Genomic DNA, 21,234 nt, shown 5'->3' on the forward strand with positions numbered 1-21,234 from the left:
CCAGGTTGCCCACGCGTGCCAGCCACTGTCTCGCTTCGCCCGTCGTCCACCGAAATGAGTACACTGCCATGATGATCCGCCCTGCCCTGCTGCTGCTCACCCTCGGTACCCTGGCCGCCCCGGCCGGGGCGCTGAAGATGAGCGTGTGGGACCGGGAACTTCAGACCAAGCTGGGCGACGGCGAGAGCGTGGGCAGCGTGTTCACAGCGCAGCTGGTCGGGGACTACCAGGGCCCGGTGGTCATCCTCTTCGCGCTGAGTGACGACGAGAAGGCCAAGGGCACCTACGGCGCCCTCAAGACCCGCTACGACGGCGTGCTGGAGGGCCGGCAGCTGAGCATCCAGGCCACGTCAGGCGCGGCCAATACCACGCAGACACTCGCCAAGTTTCTGGCGTCGTACAAGCTCAAGCTGAACCTGCAGCCCGCCGCCGATACCCTGAGCCTGCCCGGCCTGAAGACCACCACCTCGCCCGCCCTCCCCGCCCCCGTGCAGGCGCCCGCCCGGCAGTCCAAGTAGGCTGCCGGGCCACGCCCTCGTCCGCCGAAAGGAGACGTCCATGCTGGCCCAGATCCTGGTTGTAGAAGACGATCCCCACCTCGGACCGCTCCTGAAGGAGTACCTGTCTGCCGACTACTTGGTACAGCACGCCGCCACCCTCAAGGACGCGCAGGCGTGGCTGGGCACGCATACCGCGCAGCTGATCCTGCTCGACCTGAACCTTCCGGACGGCGACGGCCTGGACCTCGTGCAGGCGCTGCGGCAGTACTCCTCTACACCGGTGCTGGTGCTGTCGGCGCGCAGCGGCGTGCAGGAGCGCGTGCAGGGCCTGAACGCCGGCGCGGACGACTACCTGACCAAACCCTTCGCGATGCCGGAACTCGACGCGCGCATCACCGCCCTGCTGCGGCGCACGGCGGCCGGCACCGGCGTGAATCTGGGCAACACCAGCCTGTCCACCAGCAGCCTGCTGCTCACGGTGGACGACAAGACCGTGAACCTCACCGAGCACGAGGCCCGCATCCTGGAGCTGATGATGCGTACCCCCGAGCGGGTGTTCTCCCGCGCGGACATCGAGTCGCACCTGTACGGCTGGGAGACCCCGAACAGCAACTCGGTCGAGGTGCGGATCTCGCAGCTGCGCAAGAAGCTGGAGAGCGCGAACAGCGACCTGCGCATCCGCACCATCCGCAACGTCGGCTACGTGCTCCAGGCCTGACGTGACCACTCCCTCCGGCCAGAGCTGACCTGCCGTGACGCCGCAGCCGCGCCCCCTGCCGCCCGCCCGGCCCCGCCCGGATCGGCCAGCGGCAGGGGGCGCGGCCCGCTCGTCTGTCCGTCCGTCGGCGGCTGGGGCGTGGCGGCACTCGCTGCGCTTCCGGCTGGCCCTGATGTACTCGGCGCTGGCCCTGCTGCTGATCATGCTGGTCAGCGCCGGCGTGGTGGGGCTGCTGCTCTCCCGCATGGACCAGCAGTTCAACGCCCGCCTGAACGAGCGCGCCGACACCCTGGCCGAGGCCTTCACCGGCACCGGGCAGGGCCTCGGCAAGACGGCGAGCGGCCCGACGGCGTACACCATGCTGATCGACAAGGGGGGGCAGGTGCTCGCCGCCAGCCCGATTCTGCGGGAGTTCGACGGCTCGCCGTATCCCTTCGGTGATCGGAGCCGCGTGACCATTCAGGAGACCACCGTGCGCGCGGCCAAACGCCAGGTCGGGGATTTCGGGACGCTGTGGGTGGGCCTGCCCGAGGACGATCTGATTGCCGCGCGCGAGAGCGCCCTGAGCGCCCTGCTGGTGGCGCTGGTGTTCACGCCGCTGCTGCTGTTGCCGGTCGGGTGGTGGGTGGGGCGGCGCTCACTGAGCGGGCTGGAGCACGCCGCCACCCTGGCCGACCGCATCGATCCCACCCGCAGCCTGGACACGCTGCCCCTTCCCGCGCGCGAGGACGAGGTCCACCGCCTGCTGAGCGCCCTGAACCGCCTGCTGGTGCGCATCGAGGCCGGACAGGCCCGCGAGAAGCAGCTGCTGGGCCAGATCGTGCACGAGCTGGGCGCGCCGCTGACGGTGTTGCGGGCCAGCCTCGCGCGGGCCAGCGAGCGCTCTGAAGATCCAGAGGTCGTGCGCGCCGCGCTGGTGGCGGACGAACTGACCTTCACCACGCAGGACCTGATGCAGCTCGCCCGCGGACAGCTCGAGATCCGGCTGGCGTGGCACTACATCCCCGCGCGGACGCTGCGGGACCGCCTCGACCGGCTGGTACCGGGCACGGTCTTCACCGGGCAGTGGAACGTGGGCATCCTGTGCGACCCGGACCGCCTCACACAGGCGCTGCGCAACCTGCTGGCCAACGCGCGGCGCGCCGCCGGGCCGGACGGCAGCGTCACCCTTGACCTGGCCGATACGCCGGAGTCGCTGACCTTCACGGTGCGCGACTCGGGTCCGGGCCTGCCGGCCGGGCTGGGCGAGCGGATCTTCGAGCCGTTCGTGAGCGGGTCCGGCAGCTCCGGCCTGGGCCTGAGCGTCAGCCGGCAGATCGCGGTCATGCACGGCGGCACCCTGAAGGGCGCCACGCACCCGCAGGGCGGCGCGCAGTTCGTGCTGTGCATCCCGAACGCTGCCCTGAGCGACGAGGATGACGCACTGACGAGCTGAGCGCCCCCGTATCCTGACCGGATGACGAGTTCCCAGCCGGCCCCCGGCGACCGGACGGCCGAGTTGCTGGCCCTGCTGACACTGCGTTTCACGCCCCAGCTGGGACCCCGCCGTATCGAGGCGCTGCGCCGGCACTTCGGCACGGCCCGGCAGGCGCTCAGCGCTCCGCTGGGAGCCCTGCGCGCCGTGCCGGGGCTGGATGCCCGGAGCGTCGCGGCCGTCGGCAATGAGAAGGCAGCCGCACAGGCGCGGACCGAGCTGGACCGGGCCGCAGAGGCCGGCGTGACCGTCCTGGGCCGCGGCCTGGACGGGTATCCGGCCGCGCTCGACGCCCTGGGCGACCCGCCGCCGGTCCTGTGGGTGAGCGGTCCGCTGCCCGGGTTTCCGGCCGTACCGCGCGCCGTCGGGATCGTGGGCACGCGCGCCGCGAGTCCGCACGCGCTGGCGCTGGCCCGCCAGATCGCCAGTGACCTCGCGCGGGCCGACGTGGTGGTGGTCAGCGGCCTCGCCCGGGGGATCGACACCGCCGCGCACACGGCCACCCTCGACGCGGGTGGGCAGACGGTGGGCGTGCTGGGCAGCGGCGTGAACCACATCTATCCCGGCGAGAACGCCCCACTGTCACGGCGCATGACGGTCGTCAGCGAGTACGCACTGGGCACGCCGCCCGCCCAGCACCACTTCCCGACGCGTAACCGAGTGATCGCCGCCCTGTCTGCCGGCTCGCTGGTCGTGGAGGGCGAGCTAAAGTCCGGGTCGATGATCACCGCCACGCACGCGCTGGAGTGCGGCCGCACGGTCTTCGCAGTGCCCGGCCGGGCCGGCGATCCACGTGCCGCCGGCCCGCACCGTCTGCTGCGCGAGGGCGCGGTGCTCACCGAGAGCGCGCAGGACATCCTGGACGAACTCGGCTGGGGGACCGTGACCGCGGCGCCACGGCCCGACCTGCCCCCGGAACAGGAACGGGTGTACGCGGCCCTGACGACGCCCATGACGCTGGACGACCTCCAGGCCGCGTGTGGGCTGGCGCTGCCGGAGCTTCAGACCGCGCTGCTGATGCTCCAGCTCCAGGGCCTGGTGGAGGAGACCGGGGGCCGCTGGGCCCGGCGCTGACCACGCCTCAGGTGTGCTGCGGCCCGTAGTCCTTTTCCACGTTCACGCTCGGCGGGCCGGGCAGGACCACGCCCTCGCGGTCCGGGTCGCTCAGGGTGTCCAGCACGTCCCGGACGCCCACCCGCAGCCGGCCGTGCTCGCCGACCGTGTGGCCCAGCACCGGGTCGAGGGTGAGGCTCCAGCCGCCGCCCTCCCACGGCACCTGCACGCGCAGCGCCGTGCCGGCGTGCAGCGCGGCGAGTTCCAGGTCGTCGATGCGGACGCGGACGCGGCCGTCGGTGAAACGGACTTTCATGGCCGCAGCATAGGGGGCGCAGAATATGGGCATGAACATCCTGATCCTGGGCGGCACGCAGTTCGTGGGTCGGCACATCGTGGAGGCGTTCCTGGCGGCCGGGCACACGGTCAGCATCCTCACGCGCGGTCGGTCGAAGGACGACCTGCCGGACCGCGTGGAGCGCCTGCGCGGCGACCGCGCCGAGGCGGACGGCCTGGACGCCCTGAGGGGCCGCGCGTGGGACGCGTGCGTGGACGTCAGCGGATACGTGCCGCGTGCCGTGCGGGCGAGCGCCGAGCTGCTGCGGGATCATGTGGGCCGCTACGTGTTCATCTCGACCGCCAGCGTGTACGCCCACCCCGAACGCCACCCGGTGCGCGAGGACGATCCCCTGCTGCCCCCGGCCGCCGAGGACGTCACGCAGGTCACGGGCGAGACGTACGGGCCGCTCAAGGTCACCTGCGAGCAGATTGTGGAGGCCACCTACGGCGAGCGCGCAACCATCCTGCGCCCGCAGATCGTGGCCGGGCCGCACGACCACACCGCGCGCTACCCGTACTGGGTGGATCGGGCCGCGCGTGGCGGCGCAGTCCTCGCGCCCGGCGACGGCTCTGACCACGTGCAGGTGATCGACGCCCGCGACCTCGCCCGCTTCACGGTGCGGGTGGTCGAGAACGGGATCGGGGGCGTCTTCAACCTCGCGGGGCCGCGCCTGAGCTGGGCGGCGTTCATGGACGTGCTGGGTGTGAGCCGGCCCGTGTGGATCACGTCCGCCGACCTCAAGGCCCACGAGCTGGGCTTCGCCGAACTGCCCCTGTACATTCCGGAGCACGATGCCCAGGGCGGCCTGATGGACATCAGCAACGACCGCGCCGTGGCGGCCGGCCTGACCCTGACCGATCCCGCCGTGACGGCCCGCGACACCCGCGCGTGGAGCCAGGACGCCGCGCTGAGCTCCGCCCTGAGCCCGGAGCGCGAGGCCGAGGTGCTCGCTGCCGTCCAGGGCTGAGTTCCCCCACCACCCGCCTTTTCTCTCCCGGAGGAGAGAGAGGGGGGTGGTATGCTACCCGCGCACACAAGCAGGTCGCAGGCTGGAAGGGAGGTGCGCGTTATCTCGCAGGGCGAAATCTGGGCGGACGTGCTGGGGTACGTCCGCAGAAACATTTCAGAAGTCGAGTACCACACGTGGTTCGCACCGGTGAAGAACCTGGGCGTACAGGAGGGCTCGCTGGTGCTGGGCGTGCGGAATTCTTTTGCGCAGGAGTGGTTCCGCAAGCACTATCTGGAGCTGCTGGAGGACGCCCTGCGCTCGCTGGGCGCCGAGCACCCGCAGGTGAGTTTCCAGGTGCTGCCTGCGCAGCAAGAAGCCATGCTGCTGCCCAGCGATCCGCCGCCGCCCCCGCCGGGCCGTCCGCCGGCCGAGCGGTCGCCGGCCGCGCCGCCCGCGGACAACCGCAAGAGCCTGAACCCGAAGTACACCTTCGAGAACTTCGTGGTCGGCCCGAACAACAACCTCGCGCACGCGGCGGCCCTGGCGGTCGCGGAGTCGCCGGGCAAGGCCTACAACCCCCTGTTCATCTACGGGGACGTCGGCCTGGGCAAGACCCACCTGATGCACGCGGTGGGCCATTACATGGCCGAACGCTTCCCGGAAAAGCGCATCGAGTACGTCTCAACCGAGTCCTTTACAAACGACCTGATCAACGCGATCCGCGACGACAAGATGACGCAGTTCCGCAACCGCTACCGCTCGGTGGACCTGCTGCTGGTCGACGACATCCAGTTCCTGGCCGGCAAGGAGCGCACGCAGGAGGAGTTCTTCCACACCTTCAACGCGCTCTACGAAAACCACAAGCAGATCATCCTGAGTTCCGACCGGCCGCCGAAGGACATCCAGACGCTGGAATCCCGGCTGCGCAGCCGCTTCGAATGGGGCCTGATCACGGATATCCAGTCGCCGGAGTTCGAGACGCGGGTGGCGATCCTGAAGATGAATGCCGAGCACAACCGCATCGACATCCCGCAGGACGTGCTGGAGTTGATCGCCCGGCAGGTCACGGCCAACATCCGCGAGCTGGAGGGTGCACTGATGCGCGTAGTGGCCTTCGCCAGCCTGAACAACGTGCCGTTCTCCCGCGCGGTGGCGGCCAAGGCGCTGTCGAACGTGTTCGCGCCGCAGGAGGTCAAGGTCGAGATGATCGACGTGCTGCGGCAGGTGGCGTCGCACTACAACATGCCGCCGGACGTGATCCGCGGCAGCGGCCGCGTCCGCGAGGTCGTGGTGCCGCGTCAGGTCGCGCAGTACCTGATCCGGGAGCTCACGGATCACTCGCTGCCGGAGATCGGGCAGTTCTTCGGACGCGACCACTCCACAGTCATGCACGCCATCAGCAAGGTCACGGAAATGCTCGGCAAGGACGTGGAGATCACCACCTCCGTGAACACCCTGCGCCGCAAGATGCAGGGCCTGGAAGAGGAAGGGCTGGACGCATAATGGATTCGGCCGGTTCTTCCCAGTTCAGAATGAGTTCCAAAATCCGTTCCAAATCCGTGTGCATGGTTTCACAAGCTGTGGATAACCCTGTGGATAAGCTGTGGATAACCCGGATTTTTCTGTGGACAAATCTGTGGACAACAGGCCTGTCCAGAGGGCCTGTGGATAAGTGCGTGTTTTGTCCACAGGTTATCCACAGCTTTGACCGACTTATCCACAATTTTGTCCACAGGACAAGTGCGCGCTGGGCGCAGCTCTAGACCACTTTTCCACAGTTTCCACAGGCCCTATTACTACTACTACTATCTTTTTTTAGTTATAAGAACAGATAAAAGATAGGTGCCAGACAGAGAGGCGAGGCATGAAAGCGAACGTCACCAAAAAAACCCTGAGTGAGGGACTCGGTCTCCTGGAACGCGTCATCCCCAGCCGCAGCAGCAACCCCCTGCTGACCACGTTGAAAGTCGAGGCGAGCGAGGCGGGACTGACGCTGAGCGGCACGAATCTGGAGATCGACCTGTCGTGCTTCGTGCCCGCAGAAGTGCAGCAGCCGATGGACTTCGTGATTCCCGCCCACTTGTTCGCCCAGATCGTGCGCAACCTCGGCGGCGAACTCGTTGAACTCGAGATCACCGGCAACGAACTCGCGGTGCGCTCCGGCGGCTCGGACTTCAAACTCCAGACCGGCGACCTGAGCGCGTACCCGCCTCTAAGCTTCCCCGAGCACGCCGACGTGAGCCTGAACGCCGAGGAACTGTCGCGCGCGTTCTCCAGCGTGCGCTACGCCGCGAGCAATGAGGCGTTCCAGGCGGTCTTCCGCGGCATCAAGCTCGAGCACCGGCCCGAGGGCGCGCGCGTCGTCGCCTCAGACGGGTACCGCGTGGCGATCCGCGACTTTCCTGCCGACGGCGCAGGCCGCAACCTGATCATCCCCGCGCGCTCCGTCGACGAACTCATCCGGGTGCTCAAAGACGGCGAAGCGCGTTTCACCTACGGCGACGGCCTGCTGAGCGTCACCACGGACCGCGTCCGCATGAACCTCAAGCTGCTCGACGGCGATTTCCCGGACTACGAGCGCGTGATCCCCAAGGACATCAAGCTCCAGGTCACGCTGCCCGCCACCGCCCTCAAGGAAGCCGTGAACCGTGTGGCCGTACTGGCCGACAAGAACGCGAACAACCGCGTCGAGTTCCTGGTGTCCGAGGGCAAGCTGCGCCTCGCGGCCGAGGGAGACTACGGCCGCGCGCAGGACACGCTGGACGTCACGCAGGGAGGCGTGGAACCGGCCATGAGCCTCGCCTTCAACGCCCGCCACGTGCTCGACGCCCTGGGGCCGATCGAGGGGGAAGCGGAGCTGCTGTTCTCGGGCTCCACCAGCCCCGCCATCTTCCGCGCGAGCGGCGGGGGCGGGTACATGGCCGTGATGGTCACGCTGCGCGTCTGAGGGGCCTCTGGACGCCCGCACGGCCTATGGTGGCCGATAGGCTGCCCCGACGGTTGCGGTGAGTTCCAGGTTCCGGCATTCGTCTCCACCGGGGCGACACTTATCCACAGGTTTCGTGCCTGTGGATAAAAAATGGGGATAACTTTCGATGCTGCCGGAACTTCTGGCGAGCACCTCGCTCGCGCCGTGGCTTAGACGGCCCGAATCCTGGGCTGACGTCCGGCGCTTATAGTGTGCGAGATACACCTACCTGCCCCAGTTGGCCAGCATTGAGGGTATGGGGTCGCCAACGGAGGAATGCCATGAACATCGACAAAGTGATCGCTCGTGAAGTGCTGGATTCGCGCGGAAATCCGACCGTGGAAGCGGAGGTGCACCTCGACAGTGGTGCCACCGGCCGCGCCATCGTGCCGTCGGGTGCGAGCACCGGAACGCACGAGGCGCTGGAACTGCGGGACGGCGACAAGGGGCGTTACCTGGGCAAGGGCGTGCAGAAGGCCGTGGCGAACGTGAACGACGTGCTGGGCAAGGCCATCGTGGGCCTGGACGCCAGCAGCCAGTCTGCAATCGACGCGGCGCTGATGGACACCGACGGCACGCCCAACAAGGGCAAGCTGGGCGGGAACGCCATTCTGGCCGTGAGCCTGGCCACTGCCCGCGCTGCGGCCGACGAACTCGGCATGCCGCTGTACCGCTACCTGGGCGGCAGCAACGCCAAGACGCTGCCGGTGCCGATGATGAACGTCATCAACGGCGGTGCACACGCCGACAACTCCGTGGACTTCCAGGAGTTCATGGTCATGCCGGTCGGCGCGCCCACCTTCCGCGAGGCGCTGCGCTACGGCGCCGAGGTCTTCCACACCCTCAAGAAGGTGCTGTCCGGCAAGGGGTACAACACCAACGTCGGGGACGAGGGCGGCTTCGCCCCGGACCTCAAGAGCAACGAGGAAGCGCTGAGCGTGCTGCTCGAGGCGATCGAGAAGGCCGGCTACGAGCCCGGCAAGGACATCGCCATCGCGCTGGACCCGGCCGTGACCGAGCTGTATAAAGACGGCAGCTACCACTTGGAGAGCGAGGGCCGCGTGCTCTCGACCGCCGAGATGGTGGACTTCTGGGCCGACTGGGCCAGCCGCTACCCCATCGTGAGCATTGAGGACGGCCTGGCCGAGGACGACTGGGACGGCTGGGCACAGCTGACTGCCAAGATCGGCGACCGCGTGCAACTCGTGGGCGACGACCTGTTCGTCACCAACCCCGAGCGGCTGCAGCGCGGCATCGACTCCAAGGTGGGCAACGCCATTCTGGTGAAGGTCAACCAAATCGGTTCCCTGACCGAGAGCATGGACGCCATCGAGCTCGCCAAGCGCCACCACTACGGCACGATCATCAGCCACCGCAGCGGCGAGTCCGAGGACGCCTTCATCGCGGACCTCGCGGTCGCCACGAACGCTGGGCAGATCAAGACCGGCTCGGCCAGCCGCTCCGACCGCATCGCCAAGTACAACCAGCTGCTGCGCATCGAGCACGCGCTGGGCGACCGCGCGGTGTACCCCGGCCGCAAGGCGCTGCGCTGAGGAGCGGTGGGCTCTGCGCTGTGAGCATCATCGCCCAGAGCTCACCGCTCACGGCCCGTAGCCCGGCTGGAACCACTTCCATCCCCCTGAACGGAGTTTCCAAGACATGAAACATTTCGACCGCGCCACCAAGATCGTCGCCACCATCGGCCCGGCCAGCCGCAGCCCGGAAGTGCTGGGCAAGATGCTGGACGCCGGCCTGAACGTCGTGCGCATGAACTTCAGCCACGGCAATCCCGAAGACCACCGCCAGACCTACGACATGGTGCGTGAACTCGCCGCGCAGCGCGGCACCGCGATCGGCATCCTGCAAGACCTCCAGGGCCCCAAGATCCGCGTGGGCCGATTCGTGGAGGGCAGCGTGACCCTGGCGCCCGGCGACACGTTCGTGATCACCATGGACGACGTCGAGGGCACCGCCGAGCGCGTCAGCTCGACGTATAAGGGCCTGGCGGCCGACGTGCACCCCGGCATGTCGCTGCTGCTCGACGACGGCAACATGGCGCTGCGTGTGGAGGGCGTGCGCGGCAACGACGTGACCACCCGCGTGGTGATCGGCGGCGTGCTGAAGAACAACAAGGGCATCAACGTGCCCGAGGCCGACCTGAGCGTGCCCGCGCTGTCCGACAAGGACGTGCAGGACATGGAGTTCGGTGCGGAACTGGGCGTGGACTGGGTGGCCCTGAGCTTCGTGCGCTCGCGCGACGACCTGCTGCTCGCCCGGCACTACCTGTCGCGCTTCGGCAGCCGCGCCAAGCTGATGGCCAAGATCGAGAAGCCGCAGGCGGTCGACCGCTTCGAGGACATCCTCAAGGAAGTCGACGGCATCATGGTCGCGCGTGGTGACCTGGGCGTGGAGATGCGCGCCGAGCAGGTGCCGACCATCCAGAAGCGCATCATCCGCATGTGCCGCGAGCTGGGCAAGCCCGTGATCACGGCCACGCAGATGCTCGAGAGCATGATCAACCTGCCGCGCCCCACCCGCGCCGAGGCCTCCGACGTGGCGAACGCCATCTACGACGGTACCGACGCCGTGATGCTGTCGGCCGAGTCCGCGGCGGGTCTGTACCCGGTCGAGTCGGTCGCCATGATGGACCGTATCGCCCGCGAGGCCGAGGCCAGCGAGCACTACCACCTGATGCAGCAGCAGATGATCATCGACACCGAGCTCGCCCAGGACTCCATTGCCTTCGCGGCGTGTTCCATCGGTGACAAGCTGGAGGCCCCGGCCATCGTGACCTTCACCAGCACCGGCGGCGCCGCGACCCGCATTGCCAAGTACCGGCCTTCCATGCCGGTGCTGGCCCTGACGCCCAACGAGACGACCCGCAACCAGCTCGCGCTGTCGTGGGGTATCCACCCCATGCTCAGCGAAGACCCGCGCGACACCGACGACATGGTGCGCATCGCCAACGAGGAGCTGCGCAAGTCCGGCTTCGCCGACGTGGGCGACCGTTACGTGATCACGGCGGGCGTGCCCTTCGGCGTGCGCGGCACGACCAACATGCTGCGCGTGGAGCGCCTGCGCGAGAACGACCCGACCGGGCGCCGCTGAAGCTCTGAGCGCTGGGCCATGACGGGGGAGCCGCGCGGCTCCCCCGTGTCATGTGATGAGGGGACGATGCGGGCCAACGTCAGCGCCCGGTCAGGATTTTTATCCACAGGGACGCGAACTTTCCACACCTCCGCTGTGGATAACTCCGGATGCGGGTGCACTGGAAATGCCGTGCAGGACTGTCCACAGGCCCCCTCGAGTTATCCACAACCCCCTGTGTATAACTTCGGCCAGCCGCGCGCATAGCCCTGACGTGGCCGCGGCAGATGAAGAGCGCCTGAAGTCTAGTCGCCCAGCACCACGCGCACGAACTTGTCCTTGCCCTTCTGGAGCACGACGCCGCCCTCGCGGGTCAGGTCGCTGCGCGGCACGCTGCCCTGAGGATCGGAATAGGTCTCGCCGCCCACGCGCAGGCCGCGGTTCTGGATCAGTTTCCTGGCCGCGCCGTTGCTGGGTTCCAGCCCCGCCAGCACGACGAGTTTCGCCATGCTGATGCGCTGGGTGTCCACGCTGTTGTCCAGTTCGGCCGCCGGCACAGACACGGTGGGAATGTTCTCGGGAATGCCGCCCCTGGCCACGCTGCGGAAGCGCTCCTGGGCGGCGTCCAGGTCGGCGCCCGGGTGCAGGGACGCCACGACCTCGCGGGCGAGTTCGCGGTGCGCGGCGACCGGGTGTCCGGCCAGCAGCGCCTCGATGCGCTCGCGGGGCAGGTCGGTCAGCAGCGTGAAGTAGTTGTCCAGCAGGGGGTCCGGCACCTTCATCAGGCCGGCGAACATCGCGTGCGGCTCGTCCGTCAGGCCGATGTAGTTGTCCAGGCTCTTGGACATCTTCTCGGTGCCGTCCAGGCCGACCAGCAGCGGCAGGGTTATCACGACCTGCGGCTCCTGCCCGTAGTCGCGTTGCAGCGCGCGGCCCACCAGGTTGTTGAACAGCTGGTCCGTGCCGCCCAGTTCCACGTCCGCCTCCAGCGCCACCGAGTCGTAGCCCTGCGTCAGCGGGTACAGCAGTTCGTGCATGGCGATGGGCACGCCGCCCTCGAAACGCTTGCGGAAGTCGTCGCGCTCCATGATCCGCGCGACGGTGTAGCGGCTGGCCAACCGGATCACGTCCGCGTAGCCCATGGGCTCGAGCCACTCGCCGTTGTAGCGGATCTCCAGCACCTCGGGTTCCTGGCGCAGGATCAGGCGGCACTGCTCCAGGTAGCTCTTGGCGTTCTCTCGCGTCTGCTCCAGCGTCAGCGGCGGGCGCGTCTTGGACTTGCCGCTGGGATCGCCGATCATGGCAGTGAAGTCCCCGATCAGCATGATGACCTTGTGGCCCAGATCCTGGAACTGGCGCATCTTGCGCAGGATCACCGCGTGCCCCAGGTGCAGGTCCGGGCGGGTGGGGTCGGCGCCTAGTTTCACGCGCAGCGGCGCGCCACGCTCCAGCTTGCGGCGCAGGTCGTCCTCGCTGACCAGGTCGACCACGCCCCGCCGGAGGATCTCGAGCTGTTCGTCCACGGGTACGTTCCGTCGGATATTGGTCGTCTGGGTGTTCTGCGTCTGGGTCATGGTCACTCCACAGGGAAGGCGGCGCACTCGCTCCAGGCCAGTGCGCCGCTCGGGGTTGGATTTCAGGCGTTCAGTCGCTCAACAGTTCACCCGTCCACCTCAGCGGCAGCGGGGATAGTGCTCGTCGAACGGGGCACGTCGGGTCGGACGCCTCATGCTCCCAGGCTAGCACGCGTTCAGGGCTGTGCTGGCGGGGGCGCCTCCGAGCTGGCCGCCGGCACCGTGATGCCGCTCGGCAACTTCGTCCTGCTGTCCGTCGTCGCGCCCGCCAGCATCGCAGAGGTCAGGTCGGTGACGCCGCTCAGATCGGCCCCGCTCAGGTTCGCGCTGCGGAAGTTCGAGCCCGTCACGTCAGCCGACTCGAACGCGGCGTTCGTGAGGATCGCGCCGCGGAACGTCACGCTCCTGAGGGTCGCGCCGCGGAAGGGGACGTCCGCGAAATTGGCGCCGTCGAACAGGCCGCCGCTGAGGTCGCTGCGCGAGAAGATCAGCCCGCGAAAGTCCGCAGAGCTGAACATCAGGTTGCGGGCGCTGATGCGGCCCATGTCCACGTTGCTTACGTCGCCGCGGAAGGCCAGGGCGGCAAACACCGCGCGGGCCTCCTCGGCCGCCGGTTCCTCGTTCACGGCCGCCCGGCGTCCCGCCTGCGTGACCGGGCTGTTCACGCGCATGTATGCCGCGAGCAGCCGCACCGCGATCTCGCGCCGCTCGGCGCTGCTCTGCGCCACCTGCCCCAGAAGCGCGATGCCGCCCACGCGAGTGGTCAGGTCGCTGCCGGCCAGCATCTCCACGGCGCTCTGGAAGCGGTTGGCGGCCTGGGTGTCGCGGTACTGCGCCTGGGACTGCAGGGCGCTGAACAGCGCGATCAGCACCGTGACCAGCGTCGCCAGGATCGGCACGACGTCCAGAAAGGCCTTCAGGCGGCCGGTCTTCTCCTTCTCGCGCGCCCTCTCGGTGCGTTCCTGCTCCTGCTCGGTGCGCTGCCGCTCGACGGCCAGCACGGTGTCAGGATCGGGAGGAGGTGTAGGCACCCGACCAGTGTTCCACGTCAGCCAGGGGTGCTTCCGTACTCGCGGTCGAGGCGCTGGTACATCTCCTCGGCGTTGTCTGGATGCGGGCTTACCTCGTCCAGCGCGTCGCCGTAACGGCCGCTGATGTCGATCGCCGGGTCGCGCAGGCCCCGCCGCGTGGCCTCGGCCTCACCCAGGCGCTGGGCCAGGGCAGACGCCTGGGCGTCAAAGGCCGCGTCGTCCAGGCCCGAGGCGAGCAGCGCGCGCACAGCCGCCTCCGGCGAGAAGATGACGTGCAGGACGTCGCGGTGCTCGGTCGCCTCCACGGTGTACGAGACGTGGGCGCTCAGGGTGTCGGTCAGGGGAGTGGTCATAAGTGGTCTCCAGTGGAGCTGAGGGGCAGGGTGACGGTCGCCTCGGTGCCCGCGCCGGGCGCACTGCTCAGGGTCAGGGTGCCGCCGTGCGCGGCCACCAGCGACCGGGCGATGCTCAGCCCCAGGCCGCTGCCGGGCGCGGCGCGCGAGTCGTCGGCGCGGTACAGGCGGTCGAATACGCGCTCAAGCTGTTCTGGCGCCATGCCGCGCCCGGTGTCCCGCACCACGATCCGCAGCGTGCCCGGCGCGGGTTGATCGGCCGTTAACGTGACCCGGCCGCCGGACGGCGTGTGGTTCAGCGCGTTCTGTACGAGGTTGTGCAGCACCTGAGTGATCCGCACAGGATCGAGCAGGGCCGTGGGCAGGATGACCGCAGGTCCGTCCAGAATCACGCCGCGCTCACTGGCGGCGCTGCGGAAGGCGTCCTGCACGTCGGTCAGCAGCGCGGTTACCGTCACGTTCTCGCAGTTCAGACGCAGGTCTCCGGCGTCTGCCAGCCACAGCAGCCGCAGGTCGCCGCTGAGGTGCAGCAGGTGCGAGAGCTGGATCTGGAGCCGGCCCAGCCGTTCTGGCGTGGCGGGCAGGGTGCCGTCCTGCATGGCCTCCACCGTGCCGCGCAGCACCGCCAGTGGCGTGCCCAGTTCATGCGCGATGTCCGCCCCGAACTGCCGGTCGGCGATGCGGCGGCGCTCCAGTTCGGCAGTCATGGCGCCGAAGGCCCGGAACAGCTCGCCCCACTCGCCGTCCGGCATGGCGCCGTGCAGGCGAGGCGACTGACCGAGGGTCAGGCGGTGCACGCCGTCCTGGAGGACTCCCAGCGGGGCGAGAAAGCGCCGGGCCAGCAGGGCGCCGCTCAGAACCGCCAGGCCCGCCACGGCCGTCACCAGCCCCGCCAGCAGCCACCCGCTGCGGGTGAGCAGCGCGCGGCTCTGCGCGTCCAGGGTGGGCGGCGTGCCGGTGGCGTACAGGTACGCGATGGTCTGTCCGTCCACGAGGATGGGCTGGACGGCGCCGTCCAGCACCGTCCCGGCCGGGTAGCCGGTCACGCCGACCACCACCCGCCGCTGCGGATCCAGCACGAGGTAGGGCGGCGGGGAGTCCGGGTGGCCCATCTGGACCGGCGCTCCCGCCGGGGCCACAGGGATCTCCTGCGGGTGGAGGCCGGCGAGGGTGCCGTTCGCCCGGTAGTGCGCCTGCACGTTGTTCATGACCTGACTGACGACTTCCTGCGCCTTGATGTTCACGTACGCGCGCTGGACGTACCCGAAGGTCACGGCCGAGAGCAGCAGCAGCGCCGGGACACTGACCAGCGCGAAGGCCAGCACCAGCCGGGCGCGCAGGGTCAGCGGGAAGCGCATCAGGGCACGTCGCCCAGGCGGTAGCCCACGCCGTAGACCGTCTCCAGCAGCTCGGGCCGCGCCGGATCGCGTTCCAGCTTGGCGCGCAGGTTGCGCACGTGCACGTCGATGGTGCGCTCGCTGCCGCCGCCGTCCTCCTGCACGTGGCCCAGCAGCTCCGAGCGGGTGAAGACGCGGCGCGGACTGAGCAGCAGCACATGCAGCAGCTCGAACTCCACCCTCGTGAGCTTCACGGGCTCGCCGCGCACCGTGACGTCGCGCGTGTGGGCATCCAGGGTCAGCGGGCCGTGCCGCAGCGGGCCGCGTGGCGCGGCCGGCGCGGCGCGTCTCAGCAGGGCGCGCACACGGGCCAGCAGTTCCGCCATCGAGAACGGCTTGGTCAGGTAGTCGTCCGCGCCCAGTTCCAGCGCGAGCACCTTGTCGGCCTCGCCGTCGCGCGCGGTCAGCATCAGCACCGGCACGTCCGACTCCAGGCGCAGCCTCCGCAGCACCTCCAGACCGCCCAGGCCCGGCAGCATCACGTCCAGCAGCACCACGTCCGGCGCGTGGTGCAGTGCCGCGTGCAGGCCGCCCGGGCCGTCGCTCACGCCCGTGATCCGCAGGCCGTGGGCTCCCAGGTACTCGCGCAGCAGCTCGGCCAGGCCCGGGTTGTCCTCGACGGTCAGGACGTGCGGGGCGGGAGCGCTCATGCGGGCAGCGTAGCGCGGCCTGGCGCGCGTGCCCAGCGCTCTACCCGGCTTCTGAACATCCGGGCTGTACACCGGGTGGCGTGAACAAGACGCCCCAGCTCACCCCGGACGACGACGATACCCAGATCGGCTCCATCTACTCCCGCCGCCGCGCCCTGAAGCTGTTCGGCCTGGGCACCCTGCTCGCGGGCGGCGCGGCCGTGGCGGGTGGGGGCGGCCCACAGCCGATGGGCGCGCCACCTGCCGGGAGCCCTCCTCCGGGCGGTGCGGGGATGGCCCCCATGGGCACCAGCGCCGGGACGACGGGCGTGGGTGGCCTGCCCGGCTGCGTGGTGCGCCCCGAACAGACCCAGGGGCCGTACTGGGTGGACGAGAAGCTCAACCGCCGTGACATCCGCGCCGACACCAAAACTGGCGCGGTGAAAGCCGGCGTGCCCCTCACGCTGGAGTTCGTGGTGTCGCGCGTGTCCACCGGGGGCTGCCAGCCCCGTGCCGACGTGATGGTGGACATCTGGCACTGCGACGCGCTGGGCGTGTACTCCGACGCGACCGATCCCGGGTACTCCACCAGGGGTCAGAATTTCCTGCGCGGCTACCAGCGCACGGGCGCGGACGGCAAGGCCAGCTTCAGCACCATCTTCCCCGGGTGGTACGCGGGCCGCGCGGTGCATGTCCACTACCGCCTGCGCACGCTGGACGCGTCCGGCAAGGTCACGTCCGATTTCGCGTCGCAGCTGTTCTTCGCGGAGGCCGTGATCGACCGGGTGCACGCCACCGCCCCCTACAACTCCAAGGGCCGGCGCGACACCCTGAACGCCACCGACAGCATCTATAAGAACGGCGGCAGCCAGATGCTCCTGACCACCACGGGCAGCGTGGCGGGGGGCCTGCACGCGACCTTCGACGTGGGCCTGAACCTCGGCTGAGCCGCTAGCATGCGCGGGTGAAGACCATGCAGGAACTCCGCGCGACCCTGCCCCACCCCGGCCGGGTGGAGTGGATCGGCCTGCGCTCGGCCCGCCGCGCGCCCGTGCAGAGCGTGCCGGAGGTGCAGGTGCACCCGCTGGTCGGGTTGATCGGCGACCACGGCAAGCAGGTGCCGCCCCGCCTGAAGGCCCTGTCCGGCGAGGTGGGCGAGCTGGCCGTGCCGCTGGACACGCCGGCCGTGCCGGGCGGGCGGGGCAAGCGGCAGGTCACGCTGATCCAGGCCGAACACCTGCCCGTGATCGCCGCGCTCGCGGGCCTGGACGCCGTGCAGCCGGAGCAGCTGCGGCGCAACATCGTGGTGAGCGGCGTGCCGTTGCTGGCCCTCAAGGAACGCCGCTTCCAGATCGGCGGCGTGGTGCTGGAGGGCACCGGCGAGTGCCACCCGTGCTCGCGCATGGAGGAGGAATTCGGCGCAGGCGGCTACAACGCCGTGCGCGGCCACGGGGGCCTGACCGCCCGCGTGATCCACGGCGGCGTGATCCGCGTGGGGGACGTCCTGCGGCCCCTGGACTGACCCGGCTTCCGACTGAAGGGTGAGCGGCCACTCCGGGTGCTTCCGGCCATCACGGACGACAGCGGACTCCGGATCAGCGGCTATCCTGAGCCGCATGGCCCGCGATCCCGCTCCCCTGTCCCGCCCGCGCACCCCGCGCTCGCTCACGCTGGCGGGCGCCTTCGGGTTCACGCGCCTGATCGTGGAGCTGGGCGTGCTGAGCGCCTTCGCATTCAGCCTCGCGCTGTTCGTGGCGGCCATCGCGCAGGCGTACGTGACGATCCGAAGTGCGCTGGGGCACCTGGGTGACGCCCACACCACCAAGACCCTGATCGTGGCGGCCGTCGAGCAGGCCGACACGTTGCTGGTGGGCATGGCGCTGCTGATCATCTCGTTCGGGTTGCAGGCGCTGTTCGTGGGCCGCCTGCAGAACGTCCCCGCGTGGCTACACATCGACTCCTTCGATGACCTGAAGCAGAAACTGATCGGCATCGTGATCGTGGCGCTCGCCGTGAACTTCTTCAGCGTGGCCTTGGAGTGGAAGGCCGGCTCGGACATCCTGGTGTACGGCGCGGCCATCGCCGCCGTGATCGTGGCGGTCGGCACGTACTCCGTGATCCTCTCGCGCCAGGGCTCCGCCCGAGACGAGAAGCACGGGGACGCCCCGCCCGCCGATGCCCAGCCTTGACGCCCGCCTGGAGGCCGCGCTGGCCCTGATCCACGCGGAGGTCCATGCGGACATCGGCAGCGACCACGCCGCGCTGCCGGTCGAACTCGTCCGGCGCGGCCGGGTGCGGCGGGCCGTCGTCGTGGAACTCACGCCCGGCCCGCTGGACGTCGCCCGGCAGGCCGTCGCCCGCGCAGGGCTGGCCGGGCACATCGACGTGCGGGCCGGGAACGGCTTCGCGCCCTTGGCGCCCGGCGAAGTGCACAGCGCCAGCATCACCGGCATGGGCGCCCGCACCATCCTGGGCATCCTGCGCCGGGCCGGGGAGGAGGTGCCGCCCGCGCTGGTCCTGCAACCGAACGACTCGGCGCCCCTTCTGCGCCGCTGGGCCGGAGAGGCCGGCTTCCACGTGACCGCCGAGCGCCTCGCAGCCGGGTTCTGGAACTACGCCGTGCTGCGCTTCGAGCGGCGGCCCGGCCCCGATCCGGCCTACACCGATCTGCCGCTGGCCGCCGCGCTGGAGTACGGTCCACACCTGCTGCGCGCCGCCGATCCGCTGCTCCTCGCGCAGGTGCACGCCGATATCGCCCACCTGACCCCCCTGGCCGCACCGGGCCGCCCGACGCAGGACGCCCTGGAGACTGCCCGCACAGCCCTCAGCTGGCTCACGGACCCAGAAAATAAAAAACCCGCCCTTCGCGGACGGTGATAAGCAAAGGATAGCGTGCTATGCACCGGCCGTCAAGTCTAACCGGGTGGGCAGAAATGTGTCGTCTCAGACGTCGTATTGGGCCATTGCTGTCGTGTTTGGCTGCATAGCGGTTGGCGATCTGGCCTCTGCGCTGCCCAAACCCTCAACAACAAAAAACCCGCCCTCTTGGACGGTGATGAAGAAACTATAGCGCGGTATGCAGGGGCTGTCAACGTCAATCAGTCGGCCCGGAAAAGCCCGGCTGAGCGCAGGAAACAGCGGACGAAATGCAAACGGCCCTGCATAGGTGGCCTGCGCTCAGCCGGGCAATAAAAAATCCGCCCTTTCAGGCGGTGATGGGAAAACTATAGCGCGGTATGCACCCACCGTCAACCCGATCCGTTGCCTCCCAGAAATGCCGTGCTGGACGAAGTCAGCTCGCGCGTGCGGGTGGTCTGGCTGCATATGCAGGAGCGGCCCGGTCGCCCGTGGCCGCTCCTACAGGGCGTTGACTTGCTCAGCGGGCGACTTCCACGGCGCGGCTCTCGCGCACCACCGTGACCTGCACCTGCCCCGGGTATTCCATGTCCTGCTCGACGCGCCCGGCGATCTCGCGGGCCAGCAGGGTGGCCTGGGCGTCCGTGACCTTCTCCGGCTGCACGATCACGCGCACCTCGCGCCCGGCCTGGATGGCGTAGGCCTGCTGCACGCCCGGGAACGACACGGCGATCTGCTCGAGCTGCTCCAGGCGCCGCACGTATGATTCTAGTTCCTCGCGGCGGGCACCGGGGCGCGCGGCGCTGATCGCGTCGGCGGCGGCGACCAGCACGGAGTACAGCGTCTCACCGTTCTCCGGGTCGTGGTGGTGCGCGATGGCGTCGATCACCTCGTTTGGCTCGCCGAAGCGCTTGGCGAGGTTGATGCCGATGTCCACGTGCGTGCCGTCGATCTCGCGGTCGATGCTCTTGCCGACGTCATGCATCAGGCCGGCGCGGCGGGCCATGCCGGCGTCCAGGCCCAGTTCGTCGGCCATGATGCCGGTCAGGTGTGCCACCTGAATCGAGTGCTTCAGGACGTTCTGCCCGTAACTGGTGCGGAAGTACATGCGGCCCAGCAGCTGCACCAGCCCTGGCTTGAGGCCCACCACGCCCGCCTCGATGGCCGCTTCCTCGCCCTGGGCGTGGATGAAGGTCTTCATCTCGTCCTGGGCCTTGTGCACCATCTCCTCGATGCGGGTGGGGTGAATCCGGCCGTCGGCGACCAGCGCGTCCAGCACGTGCTTGGCGACCTCACGGCGCACCGGGTTGAAGGAACTCAGGATCACGGCCTCGGGCGTGTCGTCGATGATCAGGTCCACGCCGGTCAGGGCCTCGAAGGCGCGGATGTTGCGGCCCTCGCGGCCGATCAGGCGGCCCTTCATGGCGTCGTTCGGAATCGGCACCACTGACACGCTCAGCGCCGCGCTCGTCTCCGAGGCGCTGCGCTGAATGGCCTGCGCGATCACGTGCCGGGCCGTGCGGCGGGCCTCGGCCGTGGCACGCTCCTGCATGGCCTTCACGCGGATGGCCTTTTCCTCCTCCAGCTCCGCGTCCAGCCGGGACATGATCTCGTCGCGGGCCGCCTCGGGCGACAGGTTGGCGACCTCGTACAGCTTCAGGTCGATCTGCTTGCTGCGGCCGTCCAACTCGTCTTCCTGATCGTCCAGCGCGCGTGCCCGCGTCTCCAGGCGTTCCTCGAGCGCGTCGAGCTTCTCCCCGCGCGCGTCGAGTTGCTCGGCACGGCGGTTGACGCGCTCGATCTCGCGCTTGAGTTCGTCGCGTTCCCGCCGCGTTTCCTGCCGGTCGCCCGCCAGCGCCTCGCGGTCGCGCGCCGTGTCCTGCTTCGCCTGAGCACGCTCGGCTTCCACCTGCGCGCGCAGCGTGACCAGCTGCTCGCGCTGCGCGTCCAGCTGGGGTCCCAGCGCCGTGAGCTGCGCCTCGCGTTCTCCCGCTTCCTGTATCCGCCGTGTGGCGTCCTGCCTGGCCTGGTCGGCCTGTTCCCGCAGCTGCCGCGCCTCCGCCTCCGCTCCTGCCCGAATGCGATCCGCTTCCGCACGGGCTTCCCGTTGCAGGCGGTCGTCCAGCTCGGCCCGTTTGGCCAGGCCGCGTGACTGCCCCCCGAGGAACCCTCCGACCATCCCGACCAGGAGCGCCACAATGACCCAGATGGTCGTCATGCTGCCTCCTTTTTCGGTTCTTCATGGGCGCGGCCGTGACCGGACGCACCCGACACTGAACTGTGGTTGACACGGACGTCACAAGGA

General features: G+C 69.3%; 20 protein-coding genes. 13 read left to right on the forward strand and 7 right to left on the reverse strand.

All coding sequences use genetic code 11. The annotated features are described in order from the left end of the window. Nucleotides 1-71 precede the first annotated feature (71 nt). From HNQ07_RS19370 to dprA, 4 genes are all read left to right on the forward strand, one after another. A complete protein-coding gene (locus tag HNQ07_RS19370; RefSeq protein ID WP_184114889.1) occupies nucleotides 72-518 on the forward strand; it encodes a hypothetical protein in 447 nt (148 codons plus the stop codon). A 40-nt stretch (nucleotides 519-558) separates the two neighbouring features. Continuing rightward, entirely contained in the window at nucleotides 559-1,218 is a 660-nt protein-coding gene (locus HNQ07_RS19375) for a response regulator transcription factor (RefSeq protein ID WP_184114891.1), read from the forward strand. A gap of 172 nt (nucleotides 1,219-1,390) precedes the next feature. Further along, nucleotides 1,391-2,653, forward strand: a complete 1,263-nt coding sequence (locus HNQ07_RS19380; RefSeq protein WP_184114956.1) for a HAMP domain-containing sensor histidine kinase — start codon at nucleotides 1,391-1,393, stop codon at nucleotides 2,651-2,653. Nucleotides 2,654-2,674: 21 nt separating this feature from the next. After that, a complete protein-coding gene (dprA, locus tag HNQ07_RS19385; RefSeq protein WP_184114893.1) occupies nucleotides 2,675-3,766 on the forward strand; it encodes a DNA-processing protein DprA in 1,092 nt (363 codons plus the stop codon). Between the two features lie 7 nt (nucleotides 3,767-3,773). Here the strand turns inward: dprA and HNQ07_RS19390 are convergent, their stop codons facing one another. After that, on the reverse strand, nucleotides 3,774-4,061 hold the full coding sequence (locus HNQ07_RS19390; protein WP_184114895.1) for a hypothetical protein: 288 nt from the start codon (nucleotides 4,059-4,061) through the stop codon (nucleotides 3,774-3,776). 31 nt (nucleotides 4,062-4,092) lie between these two features. Here HNQ07_RS19390 and HNQ07_RS19395 point away from each other — a divergent pair, with 31 nt between their 5' ends. From HNQ07_RS19395 to pyk, 5 genes are all read left to right on the forward strand, one after another. After that, a complete protein-coding gene (locus HNQ07_RS19395; RefSeq protein ID WP_184114897.1) occupies nucleotides 4,093-5,052 on the forward strand; it encodes an NAD-dependent epimerase/dehydratase family protein in 960 nt (319 codons plus the stop codon). A gap of 129 nt (nucleotides 5,053-5,181) precedes the next feature. Beyond that, nucleotides 5,182-6,537 (forward strand): chromosomal replication initiator protein DnaA, encoded by a 1,356-nt coding sequence (dnaA, locus tag HNQ07_RS19400; RefSeq protein ID WP_373298134.1) that lies wholly within the window; start codon nucleotides 5,182-5,184, stop codon nucleotides 6,535-6,537. Between the two features lie 361 nt (nucleotides 6,538-6,898). Beyond that, a complete protein-coding gene (gene dnaN / locus HNQ07_RS19405; protein WP_184114899.1) occupies nucleotides 6,899-7,981 on the forward strand; it encodes a DNA polymerase III subunit beta in 1,083 nt (360 codons plus the stop codon). Between the two features lie 302 nt (nucleotides 7,982-8,283). Then, entirely contained in the window at nucleotides 8,284-9,555 is a 1,272-nt protein-coding gene (gene eno, locus HNQ07_RS19410; RefSeq protein WP_184114901.1) for a phosphopyruvate hydratase, read from the forward strand. 106 nt (nucleotides 9,556-9,661) lie between these two features. After that, on the forward strand, nucleotides 9,662-11,110 hold the full coding sequence (pyk, locus tag HNQ07_RS19415; protein WP_184114903.1) for a pyruvate kinase: 1,449 nt from the start codon (nucleotides 9,662-9,664) through the stop codon (nucleotides 11,108-11,110). A 284-nt stretch (nucleotides 11,111-11,394) separates the two neighbouring features. On the opposite strand, the gene tyrS is transcribed toward pyk, so the two are convergent. The 5 genes from tyrS to HNQ07_RS19440 all read right to left on the reverse strand — a co-directional run bounded on the left by tyrS (nucleotide 11,395) and on the right by HNQ07_RS19440 (nucleotide 16,094). Next, nucleotides 11,395-12,663: a tyrosine--tRNA ligase gene (gene tyrS / locus HNQ07_RS19420; RefSeq protein WP_184114905.1), complete on the reverse strand. Its 1,269-nt coding sequence runs from the start codon at nucleotides 12,661-12,663 to the stop codon at nucleotides 11,395-11,397. Between the two features lie 176 nt (nucleotides 12,664-12,839). Beyond that, entirely contained in the window at nucleotides 12,840-13,694 is an 855-nt protein-coding gene (locus tag HNQ07_RS19425) for a pentapeptide repeat-containing protein (RefSeq protein ID WP_184114907.1), read from the reverse strand. Between the two features lie 17 nt (nucleotides 13,695-13,711). Further along, nucleotides 13,712-14,047, reverse strand: a complete 336-nt coding sequence (locus tag HNQ07_RS19430) for a hypothetical protein (RefSeq protein WP_184114909.1) — start codon at nucleotides 14,045-14,047, stop codon at nucleotides 13,712-13,714. After that, nucleotides 14,044-15,405, reverse strand: a complete 1,362-nt coding sequence (locus HNQ07_RS19435) for an ATP-binding protein (RefSeq protein ID WP_184114911.1) — start codon at nucleotides 15,403-15,405, stop codon at nucleotides 14,044-14,046. The genes HNQ07_RS19430 and HNQ07_RS19435 overlap by 4 nt, the downstream gene beginning before the upstream one ends. Then, nucleotides 15,405-16,094: a response regulator transcription factor gene (locus HNQ07_RS19440; RefSeq protein ID WP_184114913.1), complete on the reverse strand. Its 690-nt coding sequence runs from the start codon at nucleotides 16,092-16,094 to the stop codon at nucleotides 15,405-15,407. Before HNQ07_RS19440 ends, HNQ07_RS19435 begins: the two co-directional genes overlap by 1 nt. Before the next feature lie 80 nt (nucleotides 16,095-16,174). Between HNQ07_RS19440 and HNQ07_RS19445 the strand changes: the two genes are divergently transcribed. The 4 genes from HNQ07_RS19445 (at nucleotide 16,175) to HNQ07_RS19460 (ending at nucleotide 18,950) form a co-directional block, all read left to right on the forward strand. Beyond that, nucleotides 16,175-17,020 (forward strand): intradiol ring-cleavage dioxygenase, encoded by an 846-nt coding sequence (locus HNQ07_RS19445; protein ID WP_184114915.1) that lies wholly within the window; start codon nucleotides 16,175-16,177, stop codon nucleotides 17,018-17,020. A gap of 17 nt (nucleotides 17,021-17,037) precedes the next feature. Next, nucleotides 17,038-17,595 carry an MOSC domain-containing protein gene (locus HNQ07_RS19450; RefSeq protein WP_184114917.1) on the forward strand — a complete coding sequence of 186 codons (558 nt, stop codon included), beginning with the start codon at nucleotides 17,038-17,040 and terminating at the stop codon, nucleotides 17,593-17,595. A 94-nt stretch (nucleotides 17,596-17,689) separates the two neighbouring features. Next, a complete protein-coding gene (locus HNQ07_RS19455; protein ID WP_184114919.1) occupies nucleotides 17,690-18,262 on the forward strand; it encodes a YqhA family protein in 573 nt (190 codons plus the stop codon). Beyond that, nucleotides 18,249-18,950 carry a tRNA (adenine(22)-N(1))-methyltransferase TrmK gene (locus HNQ07_RS19460; protein WP_184114921.1) on the forward strand — a complete coding sequence of 234 codons (702 nt, stop codon included), beginning with the start codon at nucleotides 18,249-18,251 and terminating at the stop codon, nucleotides 18,948-18,950. The genes HNQ07_RS19455 and HNQ07_RS19460 overlap by 14 nt, the downstream gene beginning before the upstream one ends. Before the next feature lie 499 nt (nucleotides 18,951-19,449). On the opposite strand, the gene rny is transcribed toward HNQ07_RS19460, so the two are convergent. Next, the gene (rny, locus tag HNQ07_RS19465; RefSeq protein ID WP_184114923.1) at nucleotides 19,450-21,147 is read right to left on the reverse strand and encodes a ribonuclease Y; all 1,698 of its coding nucleotides are present in this window, start codon (nucleotides 21,145-21,147) and stop codon (nucleotides 19,450-19,452) included. Nucleotides 21,148-21,234: the final 87 nt, after the last annotated feature.

Source organism: Deinococcus metalli, assembly GCF_014201805.1.
Lineage (GTDB): Bacteria > Deinococcota > Deinococci > Deinococcales > Deinococcaceae > Deinococcus > Deinococcus metalli.

What these genes read in the sequence shown, in the direction of transcription:
- eno (WP_184114901.1), top strand. Translation starts at nt 8,284, where the DNA reads ATGAACATCGACAAAGTGATCGCTCGTGAAGTGCTGGATTCGCGCGGA.
- HNQ07_RS19440 (WP_184114913.1), bottom strand. Translation starts at nt 16,094, where the DNA reads ATGAGCGCTCCCGCCCCGCACGTCCTGACCGTCGAGGACAACCCGGGC.
- pyk (WP_184114903.1), top strand. Translation starts at nt 9,662, where the DNA reads ATGAAACATTTCGACCGCGCCACCAAGATCGTCGCCACCATCGGCCCG.
- HNQ07_RS19430 (WP_184114909.1), bottom strand. Translation starts at nt 14,047, where the DNA reads ATGACCACTCCCCTGACCGACACCCTGAGCGCCCACGTCTCGTACACC.
- HNQ07_RS19435 (WP_184114911.1), bottom strand. Translation starts at nt 15,405, where the DNA reads ATGCGCTTCCCGCTGACCCTGCGCGCCCGGCTGGTGCTGGCCTTCGCG.
- HNQ07_RS19395 (WP_184114897.1), top strand. Translation starts at nt 4,093, where the DNA reads ATGAACATCCTGATCCTGGGCGGCACGCAGTTCGTGGGTCGGCACATC.
- HNQ07_RS19455 (WP_184114919.1), top strand. Translation starts at nt 17,690, where the DNA reads ATGGCCCGCGATCCCGCTCCCCTGTCCCGCCCGCGCACCCCGCGCTCG.
- tyrS (WP_184114905.1), bottom strand. Translation starts at nt 12,663, where the DNA reads ATGACCCAGACGCAGAACACCCAGACGACCAATATCCGACGGAACGTA.
- HNQ07_RS19380 (WP_184114956.1), top strand. Translation starts at nt 1,391, where the DNA reads ATGTACTCGGCGCTGGCCCTGCTGCTGATCATGCTGGTCAGCGCCGGC.
- HNQ07_RS19460 (WP_184114921.1), top strand. Translation starts at nt 18,249, where the DNA reads ATGCCCAGCCTTGACGCCCGCCTGGAGGCCGCGCTGGCCCTGATCCAC.
- HNQ07_RS19370 (WP_184114889.1), top strand. Translation starts at nt 72, where the DNA reads ATGATCCGCCCTGCCCTGCTGCTGCTCACCCTCGGTACCCTGGCCGCC.
- rny (WP_184114923.1), bottom strand. Translation starts at nt 21,147, where the DNA reads ATGACGACCATCTGGGTCATTGTGGCGCTCCTGGTCGGGATGGTCGGA.
- dprA (WP_184114893.1), top strand. Translation starts at nt 2,675, where the DNA reads ATGACGAGTTCCCAGCCGGCCCCCGGCGACCGGACGGCCGAGTTGCTG.
- HNQ07_RS19390 (WP_184114895.1), bottom strand. Translation starts at nt 4,061, where the DNA reads ATGAAAGTCCGTTTCACCGACGGCCGCGTCCGCGTCCGCATCGACGAC.
- HNQ07_RS19375 (WP_184114891.1), top strand. Translation starts at nt 559, where the DNA reads ATGCTGGCCCAGATCCTGGTTGTAGAAGACGATCCCCACCTCGGACCG.
- dnaN (WP_184114899.1), top strand. Translation starts at nt 6,899, where the DNA reads ATGAAAGCGAACGTCACCAAAAAAACCCTGAGTGAGGGACTCGGTCTC.